This is a genomic window from Pseudomonas iridis (assembly GCF_017980685.1).
Lineage (GTDB): Bacteria > Pseudomonadota > Gammaproteobacteria > Pseudomonadales > Pseudomonadaceae > Aquipseudomonas > Aquipseudomonas iridis.
Map to the genome: position 1 here is coordinate 175,673 of NZ_JACXXO010000001.1, position 25,086 is coordinate 200,758.

At 59.8% G+C, this 25,086-nt stretch carries 27 protein-coding genes; 12 read left to right on the top strand and 15 right to left on the bottom strand.

Annotated elements, in window-relative coordinates; all coding sequences use genetic code 11:
* Nucleotides 1–11 precede the first annotated feature (11 nt).
* From flgK to IEQ42_RS00865, 7 genes are all read right to left on the bottom strand, one after another.
* Nucleotides 12–2,057 (bottom strand): flagellar hook-associated protein FlgK, encoded by a 2,046-nt coding sequence (gene flgK / locus IEQ42_RS00835; RefSeq protein WP_210702260.1) that lies wholly within the window; start codon nucleotides 2,055–2,057, stop codon nucleotides 12–14.
* Between the two features lie 24 nt (nucleotides 2,058–2,081).
* A complete protein-coding gene (flgJ, locus tag IEQ42_RS00840) occupies nucleotides 2,082–3,371 on the bottom strand; it encodes a flagellar assembly peptidoglycan hydrolase FlgJ (RefSeq protein WP_210702261.1) in 1,290 nt (429 codons plus the stop codon).
* Between the two features lie 11 nt (nucleotides 3,372–3,382).
* Entirely contained in the window at nucleotides 3,383–4,471 is a 1,089-nt protein-coding gene (locus tag IEQ42_RS00845) for a flagellar basal body P-ring protein FlgI (RefSeq protein WP_210702736.1), read from the bottom strand.
* 27 nt (nucleotides 4,472–4,498) lie between these two features.
* The gene (gene flgH, locus IEQ42_RS00850; protein ID WP_210702262.1) at nucleotides 4,499–5,194 is read right to left on the bottom strand and encodes a flagellar basal body L-ring protein FlgH; all 696 of its coding nucleotides are present in this window, start codon (nucleotides 5,192–5,194) and stop codon (nucleotides 4,499–4,501) included.
* Between the two features lie 52 nt (nucleotides 5,195–5,246).
* Nucleotides 5,247–6,032 carry a flagellar basal-body rod protein FlgG gene (gene flgG / locus IEQ42_RS00855; RefSeq protein ID WP_042558187.1) on the bottom strand — a complete coding sequence of 262 codons (786 nt, stop codon included), beginning with the start codon at nucleotides 6,030–6,032 and terminating at the stop codon, nucleotides 5,247–5,249.
* 45 nt (nucleotides 6,033–6,077) lie between these two features.
* Entirely contained in the window at nucleotides 6,078–6,818 is a 741-nt protein-coding gene (locus IEQ42_RS00860; protein ID WP_150594284.1) for a flagellar basal body rod protein FlgF, read from the bottom strand.
* Between the two features lie 249 nt (nucleotides 6,819–7,067).
* The gene (locus IEQ42_RS00865; RefSeq protein WP_210702263.1) at nucleotides 7,068–8,627 is read right to left on the bottom strand and encodes a sigma-54-dependent transcriptional regulator; all 1,560 of its coding nucleotides are present in this window, start codon (nucleotides 8,625–8,627) and stop codon (nucleotides 7,068–7,070) included.
* A gap of 376 nt (nucleotides 8,628–9,003) precedes the next feature.
* Between IEQ42_RS00865 and phhA the strand changes: the two genes are divergently transcribed.
* From phhA to IEQ42_RS00890, 6 genes are all read left to right on the top strand, one after another.
* A complete protein-coding gene (gene phhA / locus IEQ42_RS00870) occupies nucleotides 9,004–9,795 on the top strand; it encodes a phenylalanine 4-monooxygenase (protein ID WP_210702264.1) in 792 nt (263 codons plus the stop codon).
* Nucleotides 9,796–9,905: 110 nt separating this feature from the next.
* The gene (locus IEQ42_RS00875) at nucleotides 9,906–10,262 is read left to right on the top strand and encodes a 4a-hydroxytetrahydrobiopterin dehydratase (protein ID WP_210702265.1); all 357 of its coding nucleotides are present in this window, start codon (nucleotides 9,906–9,908) and stop codon (nucleotides 10,260–10,262) included.
* The gene (locus IEQ42_RS00880) at nucleotides 10,262–11,455 is read left to right on the top strand and encodes an amino acid aminotransferase (RefSeq protein ID WP_210702266.1); all 1,194 of its coding nucleotides are present in this window, start codon (nucleotides 10,262–10,264) and stop codon (nucleotides 11,453–11,455) included. Before IEQ42_RS00875 ends, IEQ42_RS00880 begins: the two co-directional genes overlap by 1 nt.
* 260 nt (nucleotides 11,456–11,715) lie before the next feature.
* Nucleotides 11,716–11,847: a hypothetical protein gene (locus IEQ42_RS27460; protein ID WP_269756003.1), complete on the top strand. Its 132-nt coding sequence runs from the start codon at nucleotides 11,716–11,718 to the stop codon at nucleotides 11,845–11,847.
* A gap of 72 nt (nucleotides 11,848–11,919) precedes the next feature.
* Nucleotides 11,920–12,102 carry a hypothetical protein gene (locus IEQ42_RS00885; RefSeq protein WP_042558181.1) on the top strand — a complete coding sequence of 61 codons (183 nt, stop codon included), beginning with the start codon at nucleotides 11,920–11,922 and terminating at the stop codon, nucleotides 12,100–12,102.
* Between the two features lie 114 nt (nucleotides 12,103–12,216).
* Nucleotides 12,217–13,404 carry an MFS transporter gene (locus IEQ42_RS00890; RefSeq protein ID WP_196304137.1) on the top strand — a complete coding sequence of 396 codons (1,188 nt, stop codon included), beginning with the start codon at nucleotides 12,217–12,219 and terminating at the stop codon, nucleotides 13,402–13,404.
* Here IEQ42_RS00890 and arfB read toward each other — a convergent pair.
* The gene (arfB, locus tag IEQ42_RS00895) at nucleotides 13,401–13,814 is read right to left on the bottom strand and encodes an alternative ribosome rescue aminoacyl-tRNA hydrolase ArfB (RefSeq protein ID WP_210702267.1); all 414 of its coding nucleotides are present in this window, start codon (nucleotides 13,812–13,814) and stop codon (nucleotides 13,401–13,403) included. The two genes, IEQ42_RS00890 and arfB, sit on opposite strands and share 4 nt — an antisense overlap.
* A 227-nt stretch (nucleotides 13,815–14,041) precedes the next feature.
* Nucleotides 14,042–15,463 (bottom strand): amino acid permease, encoded by a 1,422-nt coding sequence (locus IEQ42_RS00900; protein WP_115147837.1) that lies wholly within the window; start codon nucleotides 15,461–15,463, stop codon nucleotides 14,042–14,044.
* Between the two features lie 891 nt (nucleotides 15,464–16,354).
* Between IEQ42_RS00900 and IEQ42_RS00905 the strand changes: the two genes are divergently transcribed.
* Complete coding sequence (locus IEQ42_RS00905) at nucleotides 16,355–16,492, top strand: hypothetical protein (RefSeq protein WP_191624048.1); 138 nt, start codon at nucleotides 16,355–16,357, stop codon at nucleotides 16,490–16,492.
* A 72-nt stretch (nucleotides 16,493–16,564) separates the two neighbouring features.
* Nucleotides 16,565–17,530, top strand: a complete 966-nt coding sequence (locus IEQ42_RS00910; RefSeq protein WP_210702268.1) for a M29 family metallopeptidase — start codon at nucleotides 16,565–16,567, stop codon at nucleotides 17,528–17,530.
* 232 nt (nucleotides 17,531–17,762) lie between these two features.
* Here IEQ42_RS00910 and rluB read toward each other — a convergent pair whose 3' ends face one another.
* The 6 genes from rluB to IEQ42_RS00940 all read right to left on the bottom strand — a co-directional run bounded on the left by rluB (nucleotide 17,763) and on the right by IEQ42_RS00940 (nucleotide 22,788).
* Nucleotides 17,763–18,980 carry a 23S rRNA pseudouridine(2605) synthase RluB gene (gene rluB, locus IEQ42_RS00915; protein WP_210702269.1) on the bottom strand — a complete coding sequence of 406 codons (1,218 nt, stop codon included), beginning with the start codon at nucleotides 18,978–18,980 and terminating at the stop codon, nucleotides 17,763–17,765.
* A 154-nt stretch (nucleotides 18,981–19,134) separates the two neighbouring features.
* Complete coding sequence (locus IEQ42_RS00920; protein ID WP_007919669.1) at nucleotides 19,135–19,326, bottom strand: DUF1289 domain-containing protein; 192 nt, start codon at nucleotides 19,324–19,326, stop codon at nucleotides 19,135–19,137.
* Between the two features lie 144 nt (nucleotides 19,327–19,470).
* Nucleotides 19,471–20,448 carry an SMC-Scp complex subunit ScpB gene (gene scpB / locus IEQ42_RS00925; RefSeq protein ID WP_210702270.1) on the bottom strand — a complete coding sequence of 326 codons (978 nt, stop codon included), beginning with the start codon at nucleotides 20,446–20,448 and terminating at the stop codon, nucleotides 19,471–19,473.
* 11 nt (nucleotides 20,449–20,459) lie between these two features.
* A complete protein-coding gene (locus IEQ42_RS00930) occupies nucleotides 20,460–21,158 on the bottom strand; it encodes a segregation and condensation protein A (RefSeq protein ID WP_181818527.1) in 699 nt (232 codons plus the stop codon).
* Between the two features lie 123 nt (nucleotides 21,159–21,281).
* On the bottom strand, nucleotides 21,282–21,911 hold the full coding sequence (locus IEQ42_RS00935; protein WP_115147863.1) for an L-threonylcarbamoyladenylate synthase: 630 nt from the start codon (nucleotides 21,909–21,911) through the stop codon (nucleotides 21,282–21,284).
* A gap of 13 nt (nucleotides 21,912–21,924) precedes the next feature.
* Nucleotides 21,925–22,788, bottom strand: a complete 864-nt coding sequence (locus IEQ42_RS00940) for a PHP domain-containing protein (RefSeq protein ID WP_042558170.1) — start codon at nucleotides 22,786–22,788, stop codon at nucleotides 21,925–21,927.
* Between the two features lie 87 nt (nucleotides 22,789–22,875).
* Between IEQ42_RS00940 and IEQ42_RS00945 the strand changes: the two genes are divergently transcribed.
* The 4 genes from IEQ42_RS00945 (at nucleotide 22,876) to IEQ42_RS00960 (ending at nucleotide 25,019) form a co-directional block, all read left to right on the top strand.
* Nucleotides 22,876–23,472, top strand: coding sequence for a septation protein A (locus tag IEQ42_RS00945; RefSeq protein ID WP_042558169.1), 597 nt, complete (start codon nucleotides 22,876–22,878; stop codon nucleotides 23,470–23,472).
* Between the two features lies 1 nt (nucleotide 23,473).
* On the top strand, nucleotides 23,474–23,773 hold the full coding sequence (locus tag IEQ42_RS00950; RefSeq protein WP_016987935.1) for a YciI family protein: 300 nt from the start codon (nucleotides 23,474–23,476) through the stop codon (nucleotides 23,771–23,773).
* 150 nt (nucleotides 23,774–23,923) lie between these two features.
* Nucleotides 23,924–24,334, top strand: coding sequence for an SH3 domain-containing protein (locus IEQ42_RS00955; protein ID WP_210702271.1), 411 nt, complete (start codon nucleotides 23,924–23,926; stop codon nucleotides 24,332–24,334).
* Nucleotides 24,335–24,341: 7 nt separating this feature from the next.
* Entirely contained in the window at nucleotides 24,342–25,019 is a 678-nt protein-coding gene (locus tag IEQ42_RS00960; protein ID WP_047300242.1) for a response regulator transcription factor, read from the top strand.
* Nucleotides 25,020–25,086 lie beyond the last annotated feature (67 nt).

Genomic DNA, 25,086 nt, shown 5'->3' on the forward strand with positions numbered 1-25,086 from the left:
ATTACGACTCCTTAAAGGCTGTTGATCAGCGTGGCGAAAGTTTCCTGCGCAGCTTTGATGATCTGCGAAGACGCTGTGTAGTACTGCTGGTATTTGACCAGGTTGCCGGTTTCTTCATCCAGGTTGACCCCGGACAGCGAGTCACGCGCACCGGCAGCCTGCGTCAGGATCGCCGTGGTGGCTTCCACGTCTGACTTGCCTTGTGCGGTCTTGGTACCGACGTTGGTCACAAGTTTGTTGTAGGCGTCGGTCAGGCTGATGCCCTTGCTCGCCGAACCGGTGTCGACGGTCTGTTTGGTTTGCAGGCCAACCAGCGCCTGGGCATTGCGGTTATCCGAAGAGGCCGCGCCGGTCATGTTCATGGTGAAGGTTTCGCCAGCCTTCGGCGTGCCGCCGACGGTGGTCTGCACGGTGAACGTCTTCTGCACGTTAGGCGTGACCGAGGTGTCCATGATCTTGGCGCCGTTGGCATCGACCATGCCCACTTTCAGGTCCAGGGTGTTCGCCTGCCCCGGAACGATCGTACCGGAGCTGATGAGCCCGCCCTTGGCGTCGACCATGGTGTACGGCTGGCTGCCGCCGCTCGCCTCGCCGAACACCAGTTTGACCGGCGTCGAATATTTCAGCGCAGTCTGCATTTCGGCCTGGGCGGCCGGGTTGTAGATGTTGATCTTGTCGGTGAGCGTCGGCTGGGTAAAAGTGCCCAGACCGTTGGCGCTGGCCACACCAGTCAACGGGCCCGCTGCAGCAATTTTCTTCGGATCGGTCAGTACGGTCTGGATGCTCGCTGCCGCATTGCGCGTCGGCGTCACTTTGAAGCTGTCGCCCGCGCTCAACGCGCCGCCCTTGAGGGCCAGACTGAAGCCGTCGATCACCGGCGGTGGCGTCGTGTTGGTGCTGAACGTCCCCATGTCGGTGCCGTCGGAGCGCTTGACGCTGTAATCGGTGGCGCTGGTGAACGTCACCTGGTAATCGCTGGTGGTCAGCTTGCCGGTGTCCTTGATGGTGACATCAAGGTTGCCCGAGCCCGCGCTGTTGCCCGACTGCGCAATGCTGCGCTGGCTGATCAGCGCGGCACTGTTGATATTGTTGAAAATCGCCGCGCCGAAGTCACCGTTCTTGTCGATGCCCTGGGCTTGCTGGCTGTTGATCTGATCGGCGATGACCAGCGCTACACGCCCCAGCTCGTTGAGCGACGGGTCGAGCACTTCTTTGCGATAAGTCAGCAAACCGCCGATTTCGCCACCGTTGATCACCGAAGTGATGTCGATGGTGCTCGAACCGCGATCCATCTGGATGCCCATGCGTGTCGGGTCATCCTTGCTCGGCACGGTGCTGAGGGAGTTGGTGGTGTTGCCGATGACCAGCGGCTGGCCGCTGCCGACATACACATCGAAACTGGTGCCACGCTCGACGACTTGCGCGCCGGTCAGTTCGGACAACTGACGCACGGCCTCATTACGGCTGTCGAGCAAATCGTTCGGCGCACCGCCGCTGGTGGAGATCTCACCGATCTTCTGGTTGAGCGCGGCGATCGAGTTGGCCAGTTTGTTCACCTGGGCGGTCATGTCGCTCAGGCTGCCGTTGATCGTGGTGTTCTGGTCGTTCAATTGCTTGGCGATGGAGTTGAAGCGACCGGTCAGCGCCTGTGCGCCGGTCAGCACCGATTGACGGGAAGTGTCATCGGTGGCCGAAGTCGATACGCCCTGCATCGAGGTGAAGAATTTCTGCAACACACCGGTCAGGCCGGTGTTGACGTCGGACAGCGTGCCGTCCAGCGGTTTGGCTTGCGCCAGAAACGACGCCGATTCGCTGTTGAGCGAAGTCGCGGTGTGCAACTGGGTTTCCAGGTACGAGTTGTAGACCCGGCGCACGTCGGCCAGGGTGGTGCCTGTGCCGATGAAAACGCTGCCGTACTGCTGCGAGGATTTGGTGCCCTGCACGGTTTGCTGGCGCGAATAACCGGCGGTGTCGACGTTGGCAATGTTGTTGCCTGTCGTAGCCAAAGAGGACTGGCTAGCCGACAGCCCCGACATCCCGATATTGAGCAAACTCATGGTTCAGACCTTATACCTTGTGCCTTATAAAGGCGTGGTGGAAACGCCCGCCGCAGCGTAGTTTTCAAAACTGTTCATCTGCTTGGCTATCTGCGAAATCTTGCTCGCGTAGTTCGGATCGGTTGCGTAACCGGCCTTCTGCAACTCGCGTACAAACTGTTCTGGGTTATCGGCCGACTTCAGCACTTCTTGATAACGATTATTGGACTGCAGCAAAGTCACCAGATCGTGGAAGCTGTCCTTGTACGAGGCATAGGAACGGAACTGGGCCGTCTCCTTGACCATCGCGCCATTGCGGAACTCGCTGGTGATTGCCCGGGCCGAATCGCCCTGCCAGTTGCTGCTCGCCTTGATACCGAACAGGTTGTGGCTGCTGCTGCCATCCTGCGCGCGCATGACCGATTTGCCCCAACCGGTTTCCAGCGCGGCTTGCGCCACCAGGTAACGCGGATCGACGCCGATACGGTCGGCGGCTTCCTTGGCCATCGGCAGCATGGTGTTGACGAATTCGTCGGCAGAGCTGAAGGCTTTTTTCGCCGGTGCCAGCGGAATCTGCGCCACTGCACGGCCGTAAACCTGCATCTGGCCGCCTGAGGCTTTCTCGGCCTCGGCACGCGCCAGCCAGTCGCCGTTGTACAGCGGGCCTGTGCCCGTGATGGCAGCAGTCGTGGCGCGTTGCGGCAATTGAGTTGTCGCGGCAGGCGTTGCCGACGGCACCAGCCCTGCGAGCAAACGATCAGCCAGTTTCGGCGGCAAGGCCAGACGGCGCTGGTTGATCAGTGCCATATCATTGCTGTGCGCGAGCTGGGTGTTCGGCGCATGCACCGCACGCGAGGCCCACAGCGGACGCTCGCCATTGAGGCGTGACAACGGGCCAGTACCGACGGTGCCGGCCGCAATCGGCGTGGCGACATTAGCGGCAGCGGCTTTCGCGGCTTCCTGCTTGGCAGCGGAGGCAGCTTCAGCTTCGCCCGGCGCCATCGGTTTGTTCTTCGACATCTGGCGCATCAGCACGTCGGCCAGGCCAATACCACCGCCCTCGCGGGACATGGAAACGGCCAGTTGCTGGTCGTACATTTCCTGATACTGCTTGGCCGCCGGCGTGTTCAGCGGATTGTCTTCGCCCAACGCATTAGTGGCAGAGCGCATCGACTTGAGCATTTCACCGAGGAACAGCGATTCGAATTCCTGCGCAACTTTGCGCATGTTCGCATCGCTGTCCTTGTCGCCGACCTTGAGCTGATTCAGACGATTGAGATCGGAGTAGGAACCCGAATCGCTGCTGCCGACCAGACCGCTTTTGCGCATATCCATAGTGGCCGTCCTCAGATCACGATCAGGTCGGCTTGCAACGCGCCGGCCTGTTTCAGTGCTTCAAGAATCGCCATCAGGTCGCCCGGCGCCGCGCCGACTTGGTTCACCGCACGAACGATCTCGTCGAGGGTGGTGCCCGGGCCGAATTTGAACATCGGTTTGGCTTCCTGTTCGGCATTCACTCGCGAACGCGGCACAACAGCGGTCTGGCCGTTGGACAACGGACCTGGCTGGCTGACGATCGGGTCTTCGGTAATGGTCACGGTCAGGCTGCCGTGAGTCACGGCGGCCGGCGAAACCTTCACGTTCTGGCCGATGACGATGGTGCCGGTGCGCGAGTTGATGATGACTTTGGCGACGGCCTGCCCCGGATCGACTTCGAGGTTTTCCAGGATCGACAGATAGTCGACACGCTGGCTCGGATCGAGCGGCGCGGTCACGCGAATCGAACCGCCGTCGATGGCTTGTGCGACGCCAGGGCCGAGCATGTCGTTGATCTTGTCGACGATGCGTTTGGCGGTGGTGAAGTCGGAACGGTTGAGGTTCAGCGTCAGGCTGTTGCCCTGGTTGAAACCGCTCGGCACCGAACGCTCAACCGACGCACCGCCAGGGATGCGACCGGCCGACGGAACGTTGACGGTAATCTTCGAACCGTCACGACCTTCAGCATCGAAACCACCGACAACAAGGTTGCCCTGAGCAATGGCGTAGACGTTGCCGTCGATACCCTTGAGCGGGGTCAGCAACAGTGTGCCGCCGCGCAGGCTCTTGGAGTTACCGATCGACGAAACGGTGATGTCGACCTGCTGGCCCGGCTTGGCGAACGCTGGCAGATCGGCACTGATCGACACCGCCGCGACGTTCTTCAACTGCACGTTGCCCGATCCCGGCGGTACCTTGATACCGAACTGCGAGAGCATGTTGTTGAAGGTCTGCAGGGTGAACGGCGTCTGCGTTGTCTGGTCACCGGTGCCGTTAAGCCCGACCACCAGGCCATAGCCGATCAACTGGTTGGAACGCACGCCTGAAATACTGGCGATGTCTTTCAACCGTTCGGCTTGTGCATTGAACGCCACCGGCAACAACAGCGCGGCCAGCATAAGGCTTTTCAAATTCAACGTAGCCACCTAGAAAGGGAACAGCGGGCTGAGGAAGAAACGGTCGAACCAGCCTGGCTGACTCGCATCGGCAAACGCGCCGGTACCCGAATAGGTGATGCGTGCATCGGCGACGCGAGTCGACGACACGGTGTTGTCGGTGGCGATGTCATCGGCGCGAACCATGCCGGCGATGCGCACCAGCTCGTCGCCGGTATTCAGCGTCAGCCACTTCTCGCCGCGCACGGCAATGATGCCGTTAGGCAAGACGTCGGCGACGGTTACGGTGATCGAACCGGTCAGGCTGTTGCTCTGTCCCGACTTGGCATCACCCTTGGTCGAGCGGTCGGCGCTGTAACCGGCGTTCAGGCTCAGGTCGCCGCCACCAATCGGGTTGTTGGTGGTCAGGCTGGAACCGAACAACGAGGTCAAACCGATCGAGTTGTCGCTGTTCTTGTCCATCTGCGAGTTGGCGTTCTTGCTCGCCTGGGTGCGCTCGTTCAGGGTGATGGTGATGATGTCACCGACCCGGAACGCCTTGCGGTCGCTGTACAGGTTCTGCTCGAAACCGGCCTGATAGATCGAGCCATTGTTGGCAGCCGCCGGCAACGGCGTGCGCGGCAACACCGGAGCGTAATAAGGGTCATTGGGCCTGGGCGTCGGAGCGACGCAGCCCGCGAGCGAGACGACCCCACTCAATGCCAGAACAGATACAAAGCGATTCATGACCCTACCTCACGGTGTTGCAGGCGACCTCATGGCCGCCTCATAGACTTGATTACAGATTCTGCGTTACGAACGAGAGCATCTGGTCGGCGGTGGAGATCACCTTGGAGTTCATCTCGTAAGCGCGCTGAGTGGTGATCATGTTGACCATCTCTTCAACGGTGCTGACGTTGGATGTTTCCAGGGTGTTCTGCAGCGTGGTGCCGAAACCGGCCAGGCCCGGAGTACCGACTTGCGGCGCACCGGAAGCGGCGGTTTCCAGGAACAGGTTGTTGCCCACGGCTTGCAGACCGGCCGGGTTGATGAAGTCAGCGGTCTGCAGGTTGCCGATCACTTGCGAGGCAGCGTTGCCCGGCAGCGTGACGGAAACGGTGCCGTCATTGCCGACGGTGAAGGTTTGCGCGTCGTTCGGGATAACGATTGCAGGCTCCAGAGCGAAACCACTGGCGTTGACGATCTGGCCATTGGAGTCGAGGTGGAACGTACCGTCACGGGTGTAGGACGTGGTGCCGTCCGGCTGCAGAATCTGGAAGAAACCGCGACCGTTGATGGCCATATCCAGCGGCTGCTCGGTGGTTTGCAGGCTGCCGGCGGTGAAGTTTTTCTGGGTGCCGACGATGCGCACACCGGTACCCACTTGCAGACCCGATGGCAGCTCGCTGTCCTGAGTCGACTGGGCGCCTGGCTGGCGTTTGATCTGGTACAGCAAGTCCTGGAACTCGGCGCGGTCACGTTTGAAACCCGTGGTCGAGACGTTCGCCAGGTTGTTGGAAATGGTGGTCAGGTTGGTGTCCTGAGCGGACAGACCCGTTTTGGCAACCCATAGAGCCGGAAGCATTCGATTCTCCTCGTGCGCCTGTTTTACGGCGCGACGTTCTGATAATTAGCTGATCTGCAAGACCCGAGCCATGGCCTGGTCGTCGTCTTTGGCGGTGTTCATCATCTTGATGTGCAACTCGAACTGCTTGGCCAGGGCCAGCACCGAGGTCATCTCTTCGACGGCATTGACGTTGCTCGACTCAAGGAAACCCGACACCAGTTTGACGTTGGCATCGGCCTGCGCCGGCTGGCCGTCCTTGGTGTAGATCGAGCCGTCGAGGCCTTTATTCATGTTCTTGATGTCCGGGTTGACCAGTTTGATCCGGTCGACTTCGGCCATCACACGCGGGCCTTCGCCCATCGCACGAATACTGATGGTGCCGTCTTCACCGACTTCGATCTGCTGCTCGGGTGGAACGGCGATCGGACCGCCATTGCCCATCACCGGCATGCCGTTGCCGGCGCGCAATACACCGAGGGCATCGACATTGAGGCTGCCGGTGCGCACGTAGCTTTCGCCGCCGCTCGGGTTCTGCACGGCGATCCAGCCGTTGCCGGTCACGGCGACGTCCAGGTCACGTCCGGTCTGCACCAGCGACCCAGGAGTGAAGTCGGTGGCGGGCCGCTCGCTCATGGCAAACGCACGCGCCGGAAAGCTGTCACCGAACACCGGCATCGAACGCGCCTGCTCCAGGTCGCGCTGAAAACCGTTGGTGGAAATGTTCGCCAGGTTGTTGGCATGAGCCCTTTGCGCCAGCGCGTTTTGGCTCGCGCCGGTCATTGCTACATAAAGGTACTTGTCCACGCTCTTTCCTCTGCATGCCGGACGTTTGCCGCCCACTGCTGTACTGCTGAGCCATAAGCAATTTGCAGACCAACTTTTTTCTGGCAGCGCGAAGCCCGGCAAACAAAGGACTTGAGGGGGGGTGCGGGGAAAGGGGAAATGTACCGAAGTCGAAAAACCGGCGGTGTTGTGCCGGTAGGTGGCAAAGGCTGACGCCGAAGTTGTCAGTACTGCTCGCGAAGAGGCCATCAAAGCCAATGGAGTTTTTGACTATGACTCAGACTTGCCAACCTCATACTCTCGCAATTTATTGGCAATGGTCGTGTGCGAAACGCCCAGTCGCTTGCCCAACTGCCGACTGCTCGGGTGCTCCGAATACAATCGCTCCAACACGGCTTTCTCGAAGCGCCCGACGATCTCGTCCAGCCCGCCCTCCAGCGAAAAATCGCCAAGCGGCTGACGCACGCCGTAATCCGGCAGACGAATATGTTCGGCTTTAACCATACCGCCGTCACACAGCGAAACGGCCTGGAACAACACGTTTTCCAACTGCCGCACGTTGCCCGGCCAGTGGTAATGGCTGAGCCGATCCATCGCCGCCGGCGCCAGTTTCGGCAGCGAACAGCCAATCTGCCGACTGGCCTGATCGAGGAAGTGCTCCACCAGCGGCGTCAAACCGTCGAGGCATTCGCGTAGCGGTGGAATGTGCAACGACAGCACGTTCAAGCGGTGATACAGATCCTGGCGAAACTCGCCCCCCGCGCACAACTCGGACAGGTCCACCTGCGTCGCGCAAATCACCCGTACATCCAGATAAACCTCTTCATCACTGCCAACGCGACGGAAGCAGCCGTCCTGCAGAAAGCGCAGCAGTTTGACCTGCAAGCGCGGACTCATTTCACCCACGCCATCGAGAAACAACGTCCCCCCCGCCGTCAATTCCAGCAGACCAAGCTTGCCTTCGGCCCGCGCACCTTCGAAAGCGCCGGGGCCATAACCGAACAGCTCGGTCTCGGCCATCGACTCCGGCAGACCCGCGCAGTTGAGCGCCATCAGCGGCGACTGCCCGCGCGGACTGGCGAGGTGACAGGCGCGCGCCAGCAACTCCTTGCCCGTGCCGGTTTCGCCTTCTATCAATAGAGGTGCATCGAGTGGCGCCATCCGCCGTGCTTCACGCACCACTGCGGCCATGACTTTGGAGCTCTGAAAAATGCTGTCGAACCCGCGCAGCTCCTGCTTGCGCACGTTGTAGATGCGCTCGCCGACGCGGTCGGCGCGGTGCAGGGTCAACACCGCACCGGCCATGGCTTCGCTGTCGTCGTGTTCCGATTGCAGCGGGGCGATATCGGCCAGAAACACATCGCCCTTGACCTTGACCCGCATGCCGTTGATTCGCGATTTATTCGCCCGCACCAGTTCCGGCAAATCGAAATCTTCGGCATAGCGCGACAGTGGAATCCCCGGTACTTCATCGACCCGCACGCCGAGCAACTGTGCCGCCGCGCGGTTGGCGGCGACGATCGAGCCTCCCATGTCGATCGACAGCACCGGAAACTCCAGCGCACCGAGCAATGCGTTCAATTCCATGTGCCGGCGCTCGCTCGGCATCAGCCCTACCCGCTTGACGCCGAACACCCCGGCAATCGCTTCGAATTTCGGCCGCAGCGCCTGGAACTGGATATTGATCAGGTTCGGGCAATGCAGATAGATCGCGTTGCCATGCTCACCGCCGACCTCGCCGCGCGCGACGTTGATCCCGTACGCCACCAGCAAATTGAGGATGTCGCGCAGGATGCCGATGCGGTTCTGGCAGTGGACTTTGATACGCATATAAATGACCCGACAGACCAGTAAAAAGGTTGAACACAGACCCTGTGGGAGCGAGCCTGCTAGCGAAGGCGGCGTCACATTCAGCAGTGATGTGTCAGACAAACCGTATTCGCGAGCAGGCTCGCTCCCACAGGGGATACTTTCTGCCGAGGCACGCAGATAGTTGTCAAGATTATGTGACAGCTACCGACCTTTTCAAACCCGTGAATCACTGTAAACGCGAGATATTCGTCAAAGCGTAACGATTACTTTACGAATTAAAGAGAAATTTCCTACGCACAGGTGATTCAACCTGCTGCATATCAACGCGCTCTCAGGTAATTCTGAGTCCATCGCTGGACATAACAAGAACGAATTCCCCTAGCAGGAGAGCAGTATGAAGCAGACGCAATACGTGGCCCGCGAGCCCGATGCGCAAGGTTTTATCGACTACCCCGCCGAAGAACACGCGGTGTGGAACACGCTGATCACTCGCCAACTGAAAGTGCTCGAGGGTCGTGCGTGCCAGGAGTACCTGGACGGTATCGAAAAACTCGGTCTGCCCCACGACCGCATCCCGCAACTGGGCGAGATCAACAAAGTGCTCGGCGAGACCACCGGCTGGCAGGTCGCCCGTGTCCCGGCGCTGATCCCCTTCCAGACCTTCTTCGAATTGCTCGCCAGCAAACAATTTCCGGTGGCCACGTTCATTCGCACCCGCGAAGAGCTGGACTACCTGCAAGAGCCGGATATTTTCCACGAGATTTTTGGTCACTGCCCGTTGCTGACCAACCCGTGGTTCGCCGAATTCACTCACACCTACGGCAAACTAGGCCTGCAAGCCACCAAGGAAGAGCGCGTTTACCTCGCGCGTCTGTACTGGATGACCATCGAGTTCGGCCTGGTCGACACCCCGCAAGGCAAACGCATCTACGGCGGCGGCATCCTGTCTTCGCCCAAAGAAACTGTTTATTCGTTGTCGGACGAGCCCGAGCATCAGGTATTCGATCCGCTGGAAGCGATGCGCACGCCGTATCGCATCGACATCCTGCAACCGCTGTACTTTGTCCTGCCGAACCTCAAGCGCCTGTTCGATGTGGCTCATGAAGACATCATGGCCATGGTCAGACAAGGTATGCAGCTAGGTCTGCACGCGCCGAAATTTCCGCCAAAACCAAAAGCGGCGTGACCCGCCACTTTTGCTGACAAGTGAGTCTGTCAGTTGCCGCCACTTTGCTTTAGCGTGGCGGCATTGACGGCCAATATAAAAAAACACCTCCAGATTTCAGGAAGCCCACCATGTCTACTTTGAACCAAGCCCACTGCGAAGCCTGCCGCGCCGATGCGCCACAAGTCAGCGACGAAGAACTGCCGATCCTGATCAAGCAGATCCCTGACTGGAACATCGAAGTTCGCGATGGCGTGATGCAACTGGAAAAACTGTTCCTGTTCAAAAACTTCAAGCACGCGCTGGCCTTCACCAACGCCGTCGGCGAGATCTCCGAGGCCGAAGGTCACCACCCGGGCCTGCTGACCGAATGGGGCAAAGTCACCGTGACCTGGTGGAGCCACTCGATCAAAGGCCTGCACCGTAACGACTTCATCATGGCCGCGCGCACGGATGAAGTAGCCATGACCGCTGAAGGACGCAAGTAATGCACTTTGACGCCATCGGCCGGGTACCCGGCGACCCTATCCTCGGTTTGATGGAGGCGTATGCGCAGGACCCTAACCCGCGCAAATTCGACCTGGGCGTTGGCGTCTACAAGGACGCCCAGGGCCTGACGCCGATCCCTGAAGCGGTGAAAATCGCCGAGGCGCGGCTGGTCGAAAGCCAGGACACCAAGACCTACATCGGTGGCCACGGCAATCCGTTGTTCGGCAAGGTCATCAACGAGCTGGTGCTTGGCGCCGGTTCGAAACTGCTCGCCGAGCAGCGTGCAGGCGCCACTCAGACGCCGGGCGGCACTGGCGCCCTGCGTCTGGCTGCCGACTTCATCGCCCAATGCCTGCCGGGCAAAGGTGTATGGCTGAGCAATCCGACCTGGCCGATCCACGAAACCATTTTTGCGGCGGCCGGGGTCAAGGCCAGTCACTACCCTTATGTGGGCAGCGACAACCGTCTCGACGTCGAAGCGATGCTCGCGGTGCTCAATGAAGTGCCGAAGGGCGACGTGGTGTTGCTGCATGCGTGCTGCCACAACCCGACCGGTTTCGACCTCAGCCATGACGACTGGCAGCGTGTGCTGGACGTCGTGCGCAGCCGTGATTTGCTGCCGCTGATCGACTTCGCCTATCAGGGCTTTGGCGATGGCCTGGAGCAGGATGCGTGGTCAACCCGGTTATTCGCCGCTGAACTGCCTGAGCTGTTGATCACCAGTTCCTGCTCGAAAAACTTCGGCCTGTATCGCGACCGTACCGGTGCGCTGATCGTCTGCGCGAAAAGCGCCGACAAGCTCATCGATATCCGCAGCCAACTGGCCAACATCGCCCGTAATCTGTGGTCGACGCCGCCGGATCACGGTGCATCTGTGGTCGCGACGATCCTCGCTGATCCAGAGCTCAAAGCCCGTTGGGCTGACGAAGTGGAAGCCATGCGCTTGCGTATTGCGCAATTGCGCAGCGGCCTGGTCGAAGCGCTGGAGCCGCACGGGTTGCGCGAGCGTTTTGCACACATTGGCGTGCAGCGCGGGATGTTCTCCTACACCGGCCTGTCGCCGGAGCAAGTGAAACAACTGCGCGAGCATCACAGTGTGTACATGGTGAGTTCGGGTCGGGCCAACGTTGCCGGCATCGATGCGACGCGCCTGGCGCTGCTGGCCGACGCAATCGCCGACGTCTGCAAGTAACACCGCAATACCCTGTAGGAGCTGCCGCAGGCTGCGATCTTTTGATCTTTTTTAAAGCAAGATCAAAAGATCGCAGCCTGCGGTAGCTCCTGCATTTGTTTTTGCAGCAATCTTTTGCTTCCCGCCCTCCCCCTGCGGCCATTTGTCGCAATAAATTGAATTAAAAGTCTGATTGTCATTTTTCCTGCTGTATCCTGCGCAAGCTTTCTGAAAGCGCGGATCTACCAGATCTATCAACAGACTTAGCGAGGAGCGCAACCATGCACGAGATTCCTAATCTCCCCTTCCCAAGCCTGCACGAGCCTGAGCAGACGACCATGCAACAAGCCGGCGCCGCACAGGCCGAGCCTGAAGAAGCTGCTGAGAGCCGTCCGGCCGACAGCGACGAGTAAGCAACACCCGCCGTACAGACCGTGTGGAAAGCGCTAAGATGCGCTTTCCACACTGCCTGAACCGAGCCCGCCATGACCGACGAATTCTCCGAAAGCCAAGCTGCCGTCCTGATCGGCGCCACCGAGAAAATGATCGAGATCTGGAGCCGCCTCTCTCCCGAGAAACAAGCCGCCCTGCTCGCCCGTTTCGGCAGCGAAGAAAATGCCCTCGCTGCACTGGTCACCACGCAACTGGTTGCTCCCGCCAAACCCTGAAGTCGCCGCCAGGCAAATAGTTTTACTTTTCCCGCCCCAGATTTTTTCTCGCCGGTATCATGAGCAGCCTATCTATTGTGCTGCTCCCGTGGATCTTTACCCATGTCGTCCTCTATGTCCGAGCCCCAGCGCCCTATGAAGGTTACGCTGCAGGTTGTTTCCATCGTCCTCTTCACCTTTATCGGTTATCTGAACATCGGCATTCCGCTAGCAGTGCTGCCGGGCTATGTCCACAGTGATCTGGGTTTTGGCGCGGTCGTCGCCGGGCTGGTGATCAGTGTGCAATACCTCGCTACCCTGCTCAGCCGCCCATACGCCGGCAAGATCATCGACAACAAGGGCAGCAAACTGGCCGTCATGTATGGCCTGGCCGGTTGTGGCCTTAGCGGCGTGTTCATGCTGATTTCCGCGTGGACGCCGAACCTGCCGATGCTGAGCCTGATCAGCCTGTTGATCGGGCGTCTGGTATTGGGCAGCGCGGAAAGCCTGGTCGGCTCCGGCTCGATTGGCTGGGGCATCGGCCGCGTCGGCGCAGCGAACACCGCCAAAGTCATCTCGTGGAATGGCATCGCCAGTTACGGCGCACTGGCGATCGGCGCGCCGTTCGGGGTGTGGCTGGTCAGTCGACTGGGCTTGTGGAGCATGGGCGTGAGCATCATCTTGCTGGCCGTGCTGGGCCTGCTGCTGGCGTGGCCGAAAACCGCCGCCCCGGTGGTCGCCGGTGAGCGCTTGCCGTTCATGCATGTGCTTGGCCGGGTTTTCCCGCACGGCTGCGGACTGGCGCTGGGCTCGATTGGTTTCGGCACCATCGCCACCTTCATCACCCTGTATTACGCCACGCAGCATTGGGACAACGCGGTGTTGTGCCTGAGCCTGTTCGGCGCCAGTTTCATCGGCGCGCGGCTCTTGTTCGGCAACCTGATCAACCGCCTCGGCGGCTTTCGCGTGGCGATTGCCTGTTTGTCGGTAGAGACACTGGGGCTGTTGCTGCTGTGGCTGGCGCCGGATGCGCATTGGGCCTTGGCGGGCGCGGCACTGAGCGGTTTCGGCTTCTCGCTGGTGTTCCCGGCGCTGGGCGTAGAAGCGGTGAATCTGGTGCCTGCGTCCAGCCGGGGCGCGGCAGTCGGCGCCTACTCGCTGTTCATCGACCTGTCGCTGGGGATCACCGGGCCGTTGGCCGGGGCCATTGCTGCCGGATTCGGTTTCGCCTCGATCTTCCTGTTCGCCGCCCTCGCCGCGCTGAGTGGCCTGGCGCTGAGCGTGTACCTGTACAAGCACACGGCGAAATACCGCGAAGACTAGAAATCCACCTTGCCGCGCCCGGCCTTGATGCTGCCGCGCTTGGTTTTCGATTCGAGCCGACGCTTCTTTGAACCGAGGGTCGGCTTGGTCGGGCGACGTTTCTTCTCAACTTTGGTGGCGCTGACGATCAACTCCACCAGACGTTCCAGCGCATCGGCCCGGTTGGCTTCCTGCGTGCGGTATTGCTGGGCCTTGATGATCAACACGCCGTCGCTGGTGATGCGACTGTCGCGCAGCGCCAGCAACCGTTCCTTGTAGAACTGGGGCAAGGACGAGGCCGCAATGTCGAAGCGCAGGTGCATGGCACTGGAGACCTTGTTGACGTTCTGTCCACCGGCACCCTGGGCGCGAATGGCCGTCAATTCGATCTCGGCATCCGGCAGATGCACATTGTTGGAAATCACCAGCATGGAAAAGCGTCCGTATTCAGTACGCGCAGGATACCGCGAAAACCCTCTCGAACCTGACGAAGATCCACTGTGGGAGCGAGCCTGCTCGCGAATACGCAGTGTCAGTCGAAAATCGTTCAACTGACGCACCGCCTTCGCGAGCAGGCTCGCTCCCACAGGGAATTCGCAAAAGGCTCAGAAACAACAAACCCGGCACATTGGCCGGGTTTGTTGTTTGTGCAGCTTGCTTACTTGGCGGCAGAACTCGCCGCGTGCAGCGCCTGCTGCGCGCCACGCTTGTTCTTGATCACGTAGCAGACCCACATGAACACGACCCACACCGGAATCGCGTACACCGAGATCTGAATGCCCGGGATCAACAGCATCACGCCGAGAATGAACGCGACGAACGCCAGGCAAACGTAGTTGCCGTACGGATACCACAGAGCCTTGAACAACGGCGTCTGCTTGGTTTTGTTCATGTGCTGACGGAACTTGAAGTGCGAGAAGCTGATCATTGCCCAGTTGATCACCAGGGTCGCCACAACCAGCGACATCAACAGTTCCAGCGCATGCTGCGGGATCAGGTAATTGAGCAGCACCGCCACCAGCGTTACCGCCGCGGAGGCCAGAATCGAACGCACCGGCACGCCGCGCTTGTCGATTTTCGCCAGCGCTTTCGGCGCATCACCCTGCTCGGCCATGCCCAGGAGCATGCGGCTGTTGCAGTAGGTGCCGCTGTTGTATACCGACAGCGCAGCGGTCAGCACCACGAAGTTGAGAATGTGCGCGGCAGTGTTGCTGCCGAGCATCGAGAACACCTGCACGAACGGGCTGCCGCTGTAGGAATCGCCAGACGCGTTGAGGGTTGCCAGCAGGCTGTCCCATGGGGTCAGCGACAGCAGGATCACCAGGGCGCCGATGTAGAAAATCAGGATCCGGTAGATCACCTGATTGATCGCTTTCGGGATCACGGTTTTTGGCTTGTCGGCCTCGGCTGCGGTGAAACCGAGCATTTCCAGGCCACCGAACGAGAACATGATGATCGCCATGGCCATCACCAGACCGCTGACGCCGTTGGGGAAGAAACCACCGTGGGACCACAGGTTGCTGACCGAGGCTTGCGGGCCACCGTTGCCGCTGACCAGCAGGTAGCTGCCGAGGGCAATCATGCCGACAATCGCCACGACCTTGATGATCGCGAACCAGAATTCGGCTTCACCGAAGACTTTGACGTTGGCCAGGTTGATCAGGTTGATCAGCACGAAGAACCCGGCAGCAGACACCCAGGTCGGGATCTCCGGTGCCCAGTAGTGGATGTACTTGCCGACCGCAGTCAGCTCCGACATGCCCACCAGAATGTACAGAATCCAGCAGTTCCAGCCCGACAGGAAACCGGCAAAGCCGCCCCAGTACTTGTGCGCGAAATGGCTGAAGGAACCGGCCACCGGCTCTTCGACGATCATCTCGCCCAACTGGCGCATGATCATGAAGGCGATGAAGCCGCAGATGGCGTAGCCGAGGATCATCGACGGGCCGGCGGATTTCAGGACCCCGGCCGAGCCGAGGAACAATCCTGTACCGATCGCGCCACCGAGGGCGATCAGTTGAATATGTCGATTTTTCAGGCCGCGTTTCAGCTCGCCTGATTGCGAGGGTTGTCCACTCATGAAAAAGGTCTCACGCAAGGTTTGATGATGTTCAGTAGACGTTGCTGCAAGGTTGCGATTTCAAGCAGCCCCGATCAAACCCCAGCGCAGGCACCAGGAGTTCAGCTTTTTTACAACGGTCATGCGTCACCTGTTTGTTTTTATCTGTGACGAAATCGAACCCGATACGCTTGTGGCGCGGCGGAGTGAACAAGGCGTATAGCCTTGAGATTCATGCGATTACGCAGAGGGTCACAGTTAAAACGCGGCGCATTGTACACCGCTAACCCCCTGCCGCCAGACCCCGCTGGATCAGCGTGTCGGTTGCCGGGATTGCGTGTGTCCGCCTCGAGACGCTCGAGCGGCTGCAAAAATTGAGTCAAGCCTTTGCGGGCCATCGACGGGAACGGCAGGAAAACCGTCCCACGGTGAGAAGTGGAAATCAGTCACGGCGTTCATTGCGCCTCCTTCTTGTTATGCACCTGCACGGCAGGTATGAGGCGCATCTCACCCTTCAAACGCCTCTGAAACAAGCGCGCCAGAGCCTTGCGCAGCTCCAGGCCGATGGGGCTTCGGCAGGTTTTCCTTACAGCGTTGACATCAGGCTCCTTTCACTGGGGTTTACCGCAGATTTCGTAAACATTTATTTACAGACCGTAACGAAGAGTTTCCATTTCAGAAATTTCTGTCAGACGTCTGCAAATTGACGGTAGCTAGCTTGCTAACGATCCGAACGCTTAGTTTTTTGTTTTTAAATAAGAAAACCGCCGCCAAAAACAGAATAAAAAATCTATTTAAAAATTAAATGAATGATTTTTTGCATTGTAAAAATCCCTGAACTAGGTTCTTCACGTCTCGCCGGCCAACTCGACCGGCCAGTCACAACCGTGAAAGTCATCTAGGAGATCGACCATGCAAGCATTCGAAAAAGACTTGGATAGCGAACTGCAACTGGACGAATGGTTTGAAGCACCGACCCACGAGGCCGCCGTAGAAATGATGCAAGCCGACGCGGTCGTTCCGTTCGGCACGGCGATGTGGCCTCTGTAAAGACATCACCGGGCAGGCACGATCGGGCCGGTCGTGCCTGCCGCTTTCTTCACGGTCAGTCAGGGAGGACTCATGGATAAGCCCCGCGCGATCTCGCATTTCCTTTACTACCTCGAACATCATCCAGCCCTCGCCGGTCTCGACTCGGCGCAGGTATTGCTCGGCCACACCGCCGATTACGAAGCCCTGACCGGCGCAATCGCCGAACAGGCCGGCGATCATCCGCGTTTCAACTTCAGCGCCCGGCGCCTGGATCTGGAAAGCACCGCAGCGCTGACCTTGGCGATAACCGACAGCGATCTGTACATTTTCTTCTACGACTCTTCCACCCTGCCTAACCCAAGCCCCGACGGCCCGGAGTTTGTCCGCGCGCTACAAGCGGTCATGGCGCAAAACTGGAAGAAGTCACTGCTGTTCAAGGATTACGGCGATTATTTCTACGACACGTTCAGCGTCACGCCGCAGCGGATTGCCGGCCTGAACAGCCACCTGATTCAGCGCATGTCCCAGGCCACGACGCTGAGTTTCAAGGATGACATCGGCTCATGGTTTGAAACGCCGATGAGCAGCATCAAGAAGTGGACCGACATCAATGGTGTCGGCAACTTCGACCTGACCCCCGGTGAAATCGCCACCCACAGCGAAGAAATCAACGGCCACGTGAAGTTCAAGGGCACCTTCCTCAGCACCATTCCGTTTGCGCGCAAGTACGGCGTGCTGGAGTCGCCGCTGGAGTTGTGGATCGAAAACTCGACCATCAGCCGCATCGCCACGGATGTGCCGGGCCTGGAGCATGACTTCAACAAATACCTGGATGCGAATCCGTCGAACCGGCGGATCGAGGAACTGGGGATTGGCACCAACGAAGGCGTGAAAGACCTCTATGCGCGCAACGCCGGGTTCGAGGAACGCCATTGTGGCTTGCATCTGGGGCTGGGTGGCGGGGCCAAGGGCAGCCATCACCTGGATCTGATCTTCTCTGGAGGGGTGTTGGCGCTGGATGACAAGCCGGTGTTTGATGGGCGGTTTGTGTTCTGATTCTGGAAATCATGGGGCTGCATTGGCCTCATCGCTGGCAAGCCAGCTCCCACAGGGATCTGCGGTGTTCACAGGATTTATGCAACGCAACAAAAACCTGTGGGAGCTGGCTTGCCAGCGATGAGTCCCTCAAAAGCACTACCCCACTTTCACCAGACGAAAAAAAACGCCAACCCTGCGGTTGGCGTTTCTGCTTTAGCTTGAAGCTTGCCGCTAGAAGCTCACCGCTGCCTTATTCCGGTTTCTTGCGACCGAAACCCGGACGCTGGCCGGAACCTGCCGGTGCGCCGCGACGCTTGCCCGATGGCTTGTCTTCGGCCAGTTTGATCCCCGGACGCTTTGGTGCAGGTTTGGCCGGACGCTTGTTGGTGGTGTCCGCTGGACGATCCGCCACTGGCGTGCCACGACCGGCAGGTGCACCCCGCTCGCCACGCTCGGTGCGACCGTTGGCCGGACGAGGAGCGCGCTCGCCGTCACGGACAACCGGCTTGCGACCCGGTCGCTCGCCTTCGATGTGCGGCTCGCGCGATGGACGCGGGCCGGTCGGAGCACCAGCGGCAGGACGCAGCGTACGCACGCGCTCGGTCTTGCCCATCGGGCGCGACGATTTGCGCTGCAGACGCTCAAGCTTGTCTTTGCTCTTGGCGTTCAGTTGCGGCATCGCCACCGGTGTCAGACCCACTTCAGCACTCAGAATGTCGACTTCGTACTGGCTCATTTCGCGCCAGCGGCCCATCGGCAGATCCGAGTTGAGGAACACCGGGCCGAAACGCACGCGCTTCAGACGGCTGACCACCAGGCCCTGGGATTCCCACAGACGACGAACCTCACGGTTACGACCTTCCATCACCACGCAGTGATACCAGTGGTTGAAGCCTTCGCCGCCCGGTGCCTGCTTGATGTCGGTGAACCTGGCAGGACCGTCTTCCAGCACCACGCCCGCCTTCAGGCGCTCGATCATTTCGTCATCGACTTCACCGCGTACACGCACGGCGTACTCGCGGTCCATTTCGTACGACGGGTGCATCAGACGGTTGGCCAGTTCACCATCGGTGGTGAACATCAGCAGACCGGTGGTGTTGATGTCGAGACGACCGATGTTGATCCAGCGCCCTTCTTTCGGACGCGGCAGCTTGTCGAACACGGTCGGACGGCCTTCCGGGTCGTCACGGGTGCAGATCTCGCCATCGGGTTTGTTGTACATGATCACGCGGCGCACCGATTCGGCAGCCTCTTCACGCTTGATCACTTTGCCATCAATGGTGATAGCGTCGAGAATGTCGACGCGCAGACCGAGGGTGGCGTCTTTGCCATTGACCTTGATCCGGCCCTGGGTGATCCAGGCTTCCACGTCACGGCGCGAGCCGACGCCGATACGGGCGAGGACTTTCTGCAGTTTTTCGCCTGCTGGGCCGATTTCCTGGTCGTCTTTCTGATTGATGTCACTCATCTGGGCACCTCCCGGTGTGGTCTGTTCAGCCGTCCTGAGCTGGGCGTCTGAAGCATTGGAATCTGGGTTCTTCACCGAAGGGATCGGCGAAGGGTCGCGAATCATACGCGGATGTGCGGCATCGCGCATCAGAGACTAGTCGATCAGGCCAAGGTTATTTCTTTTTCCGCCGACCGGCGCCACCGAGTTTGATCAGGCGCAACGCCGCTTCGGCCAGTACAGTGCGCTTGTCGTCCTTGTCGAGTTTCTTCCAGGCCTTGATTTCGCGCTTGCTGCGCCCGCAACCGAGGCAGATGTCGTCGGTGAATTTGCAGAGGCTGATGCAGGGGTCTTTTGTAGAACTCATCAGATACTCCAGATGTACAGCGCTCCATGTGGGAGCGAGCCTGCTCGCGAAAGGGTCCTGTCAGTCGACATCATCGTTGCCTGATACACCGCATTCGCGAGCAGGCTCGCTCCCACAGGGGGCAACAGTGTTCTTGAGGAAGGATCAGTCCTCGAACTCGCGGCGTTCGGCTTCGATGGCTTCGGCCAGGGCGCGGGCTTCGGCTTCTTCTTCGCTCAACTCCGGTTCGGGTTCTGGCGCGGGTGGCTCCAGAGCCGCCACGGCAGCGAGCAGTTTTTCCCGAGCTTCGGCTACGCCCAGAATGTCCTCTTCAGGTTCGGCTTGCGGCTCTTCGTCGAGTTCAACTTCGTTCACCGGCTCGACAGTTTCGATCTCGGTCGACGGTGCTTCGGCATCGGCATCGGCGCCATCGCGCAACAAATCGTCGAAGTCGGTCTTGATCCCCTCCTCCATGGTGTCCAGTTCCAGCAACAGCGTATGGAAACTGGTTTCTTCTTTCTCTTCCTCCGGCTCGGCGCTGGCGTCGGCCAGTTCCTGCAAGCCTTGCGGCACCGGGGCGTCGTCGAAATCGAGTATCGGGTCGGCTTCCATCTCGCGCAGTTCGGCCAGCGGTGGCAGGTCTTCCAGATTCTTCAGGTTGAAGTGATCGAGAAACCCCTTGGTAGTGGCGAACATCGCCGGTTTGCCGGGCACATCGCGGTAGCCGACGACGCGGATCCACTCGCGTTCGAGCAGGGTTTTGACGATGTTGCTGTTGACCGCTACGCCCCGTACGTCTTCGATCTCGCCACGGGTGATCGGCTGGCGATAGGCGATCAGCGCGATGGTTTCCAGCAGGGCCCGGGAATAACGCTGCGGCCGCTCTTCCCACAGGCGCCCGACCCACGGCGAAAACTTCTCGCGGATCTGCAAGCGATAGCCGGACGAGACCTCTTTGAGCTCGAACGCCCGGCCCTCGCAGGACTTGCCCAGCAGGGTCAGGGCTTTCTTGAAGACTGCCGGTTCAGGCCGTTCGCCTTCTTCGAACAGTTCAAAAAGGCGCTCAAGGGATTGCGGCTTTCCCGAGGCCAACAGAAAGGCTTCAAGCAGGGGCGCCAGCTCGCGGGGTTCAGTCAGGTTCATGTTTCGACTCGTTATTCGGCTCGGGCTCGCACGTGGATCGCGGCGAACGGCTCATTCTGCACCAGCTCGACCAAGGATTCCTTGACCAGTTCAAGGATCGCCATAAAGGTCACCACTACACCCAGGCGACCTTCTTCGGCGGTAAACAGCTCGACGAACGGCACAAAACCGCCGCCCTTGAGCCGCTCCAGCACATCGCTCATGCGTTCGCGGGTGGACAGCGCTTCGCGGCTGACCTGATGGCTTTCAAACATGTCGCCACGGCGCAGCACTTCGGCCATGCACATCAAAATCTCTTCCAGCGCCACGTCGGGCAACAACTTGCGCGCCCGGGCTTCAGGGGCGTCGAGCTTGGGCACGACCACATCACGGCCAACCCGGCTCAAGCCGTCGATGCCTTCGGCAGCAGCCTTGAAACGCTCGTACTCCTGCAGGCGACGGATCAGTTCGGCGCGCGGGTCGTCCTCTTCCGCCTCGACGGTTTCGGCCCGTGGCAGAAGCATGCGCGATTTGATCTCGGCGAGCATCGCAGCCATCACCAGATACTCGGCGGCCAGCTCCAGACGCACCGACTGCATCAACTCGACGTAGCCCATGTACTGGCGAGTGATTTCCGCCACAGGGATGTCGAGGATGTTGATGTTCTGTTTGCGGATCAGGTACAGCAGCAGGTCGAGCGGGCCTTCGAAGGCCTCAAGAAAGACTTCCAGCGCATCCGGCGGAATGTACAGGTCCAGCGGCATTTCCATGACCGCCTGGCCATAGACCATGGCGAACGGCAGTTCCTGCTGGGCGCCGGCCTGAGGATCGGCAACGGTTTCCACTGCGGACATTCAGGCCTCGACCATGAACGGGGTCGGATCGCCGCAACCGACGCGGACTACTTCAGGATCGTCGCCCGTCAGGTCAATCACGGTGGAGGCCTTGATGCCGCCAAAACCGCCGTCGATGATCAGGTCCACTTGATGCTCAAGCAATTGACGCATTTCGTATGGATCCGTCATTGGATCCTCATCACCGGGCATGATCAGCGTCACGCTCATCAGCGGCTCGCCAAGTTCGGCCAGCAGCGCCAGCGCAATCGGATGGCTGGGAACGCGCAAACCGATGGTGCGCTTCTTGGGGTGCAGCAACAGGCGCGGCACTTCACGGGTGGCGTTGAGAATGAAGGTGTACGGCCCCGGCAAATGCGCCTTGAGAATACGGAAGGTGCCGGTATCGATCTTGGCGTAGTTGCCCAGTTGCGACAGGTCGCTGCAGATCAGCGCGAAGTTGTGCTTTTCGTCGAGCTGACGCAAGCGTCGAACGCGCTCGATAGCGGTCTTGTCGCCGATTTGGCAACCGATGGCGTAGGAAGAGTCGGTGGGATAAATCACGACCCCGCCCTTGCGGATGATCTCGACCGCCTGTTTGATCAGGCGCGCTTGCGGGTTTTCCGGATGTATCTGGAAAAATTGACTCACGTTCTCTACCTGTTCAGACGGCGGCAATAACTGTGTCATGTTTGAACCGACACCACAGGGGTGGAAGGTCCTCGGGAACCGGCCGGTACTGGCCGATCTCGGACCAACCTCCAGGGCCATGAAAATCACTGCCGGCGCTGACCAGCAGACCGAACTCACGGGCAAGGATTGCCAGGCTGCCCACCTGTTCCGCGGGCTGATGGCCATTGACCACTTCAATCGCGTGCCCGCCCGCTTGAATATAGTCGGCAATCAGCTTTCGGCGTTTGCTGCGGGTGAAATCGTAATGCCACGGATGCGCCAGGCTGACCCAGGCACCCGCAGCGCGCAACGTGCCAACGGTGTCTTCGAGCGTCGGCCAGTGTTGTTTGACGTCGCCCAGCTTGCCGGCGCCAAGCCATTTGCGGAAGGCTTCGGCGCGATCCTTTACAAAACCTTCACGGACCATCCAGTCGGCGAAATGTGGACGGGCCGGGGCGTTGCCGCTGTCGCCCAGTTCCTGCTGGATCTGCCTCGCGCCATCGAGGGCACCGGGCATGCCCTTGAGGGCGAGCTTGCGGCTTATTTCTTCCGACCGCAGCCAACGCCCATCGTGCAATCTGGCGATCGCCTCGACCAACGGTGCGGCATTGACGTCGAAACCGTAACCCAACACATGAATGGTCGCCCCTCCCCAGGTGCAGGACAACTCGACACCGTTGACCAGTTGCATCCCCAGTTCGGTCGCGGCAGTGCGCGCTTCGGCGAGGCCTTCGAGGGTGTCGTGGTCGGTCAGGGCCAGGACTCGCACGCCGTTCTCGAACGCACGCGCAACCAGAACCGCAGGCGCCAGGGCGCCATCGGAGGCCGTGCTATGGCAGTGCAAATCAACATTCACGGAGAGTTGTAACCTCAAATCAGCGAGCGCTATCGCGCGCCCATATGTTTGTTATTATGCCGCCACATCCAGCTTCTGGCTCTCACTGTGAAACAATTCATCGATTTCATCCCGCTTTTGCTGTTCTTCATCGTTTACAAACTTGATCCACGGGTCGTCGACATCGCTGGCCATGAAGTGACTGTAGGCGGTATTTACAGCGCCACCGCGATGCTGATCATCAGCTCCCTGGTGGTGTATGGCGCGCTTTTCATCCAACAGCGCAAGCTGGAAAAGAGCCAATGGCTGACCCTGATCGCCTGCCTCGTGTTCGGCAGCCTGACACTGGCGTTCCACAGCGAGACCTTCCTGAAATGGAAAGCCCCGGTGGTCAACTGGCTGTTCGCCGTCGCCTTCATCGGCAGCCACTTCATCGGTGACCGCCTGCTGATCAAACGCATCATGGGCCACGCGCTGACCCTGCCGGATCCGGTGTGGACCCGTCTGAACATCGCCTGGATCGCCTTTTTCCTGTTCTGCGGGGCCGCCAACCTGTTCGTCGCCTTCACCTTCCAGAGCATCTGGGTGGACTTCAAGGTGTTCGGCAGTCTGGGCATGACCGTGCTATTCCTGGTCGCGCAAGGCGTTTACCTGTCCCGTCACCTGCATGACGCCGATACCACAACACCAAAAACCGAGGACTGACATGCTCTACGCAATCATTGCCACCGACGTCGCCAATTCACTGGAAGCTCGCCTGGCTGCGCGCCCTGCGCATCTGGAACGCCTGCAAGCGCTCAAGGGCGAAGGTCGTATCGTATTGGCCGGCCCGCACCCGGCCGTCGACAGCAATGATCCGGGCGCAGCGGGTTTCACCGGCAGCCTGATCGTTGCCGAATTCGACTCCCTGAGCGCCGCGCAAGCCTGGGCAGATGCCGATCCCTACATCGCGGCAGGCGTTTATGCCAACGTGATCGTGAAGCCGTTCAAGCAAGTCCTGCCTTAAAAAGTCCGGTAATGAGGAGATTCATCTCCTCATTACCCGCGACACGCCTGTAACACTGAACCTTGTCTGTTCATCACACTCTCAATCGCTCATTATTCTCGTTTGCCTGCCGACAACCTGCCCAATATCCATTTGGAAACAGGTGTCGCGATGCGCAAGGGTCCGTTGTGTCTGATGTTGGTCACGTTATCGATCATGGCGCCTGCCCATGGTGATGAAACCACCGAAGGCGGCAGCTCCACGCCATTGTCATTAAGTGCCGGCAGCCAGATCACCGAGTTGCAACAGCGCCTCAAAGTGAGCGAGCAGCAGCGGGAAGAACTGAGCAAACAACTGCAAAATGCCGACAACCAACGTGAAAGCGCTCAGCTCGCCCGGTTGCGCCAAGAGAACCAGCGCCTCAAGCTGCAACTCAAGGAAGCCCAGGCCAGCCCGCTGCCGCGCTTGTTGACCGATCAGCAGCAGTGGTTCGTCACGGGTGCCGGAGTAGCGCTATTGGCGCTGCTCTGCGGTATCTTTGCCAGTGGGGCAAGCCGAAAACGTCGGCAATGGTTAAATTGAGTGAGTCATGAGCGAGCTGTTAATTATTGATGATGACCAGGAGCTGTGTGAGCTCCTGAGCAGTTGGCTAAGCCAGGAAGGCTTCCAGGTACGTGCCTGCCACGATGGCCAGAGCGCCCGCAAGGCCTTGGCCGAAACCGCCCCGGCGGCGGTGGTGCTGGACGTGATGCTGCCCGATGGCAGCGGTCTGGAATTGCTCAAGCAATTGCGCAACGATCACGCCGATCTGCCGGTGTTGATGCTCTCGGCCCGTGGCGAACCACTGGACCGGATCCTCGGCCTGGAACTGGGCGCTGACGACTACCTGGCCAAACCGTGTGATCCCCGTGAGCTGACCGCGCGCCTGCGCGCCGTACTGCGCCGCAGCCACCCGGCGGCCGTGTCGACGCAGCTTGAGCTGGGCGACCTGAGTTTCAGCCCGGTGCGCGGCGTGGTCAGCATCGACGAGAGAGAACTGACCCTCACCGTTTCCGAAAGCCGTCTGCTCGAAGCCCTGCTCAAGCAGCCCGGCGAGCCGCTGGACAAACAGGAACTGGCGCAACTGGCCCTCGGCCGCAAGCTGACCCTGTACGACCGCAGCCTCGACATGCACGTGAGCAACCTGCGCAAAAAAATCGGCCCGCACCCCGACGGCCGCCCGCGCATCGTTGCCCTGCGCAGCCGCGGTTACTTCTACTGCCTGTAACCCTGCACGGCCTCCTGCATTGCGATGACGAAGGCTGCGATCTTTTGATCTTGCTTTAAAAACAAAA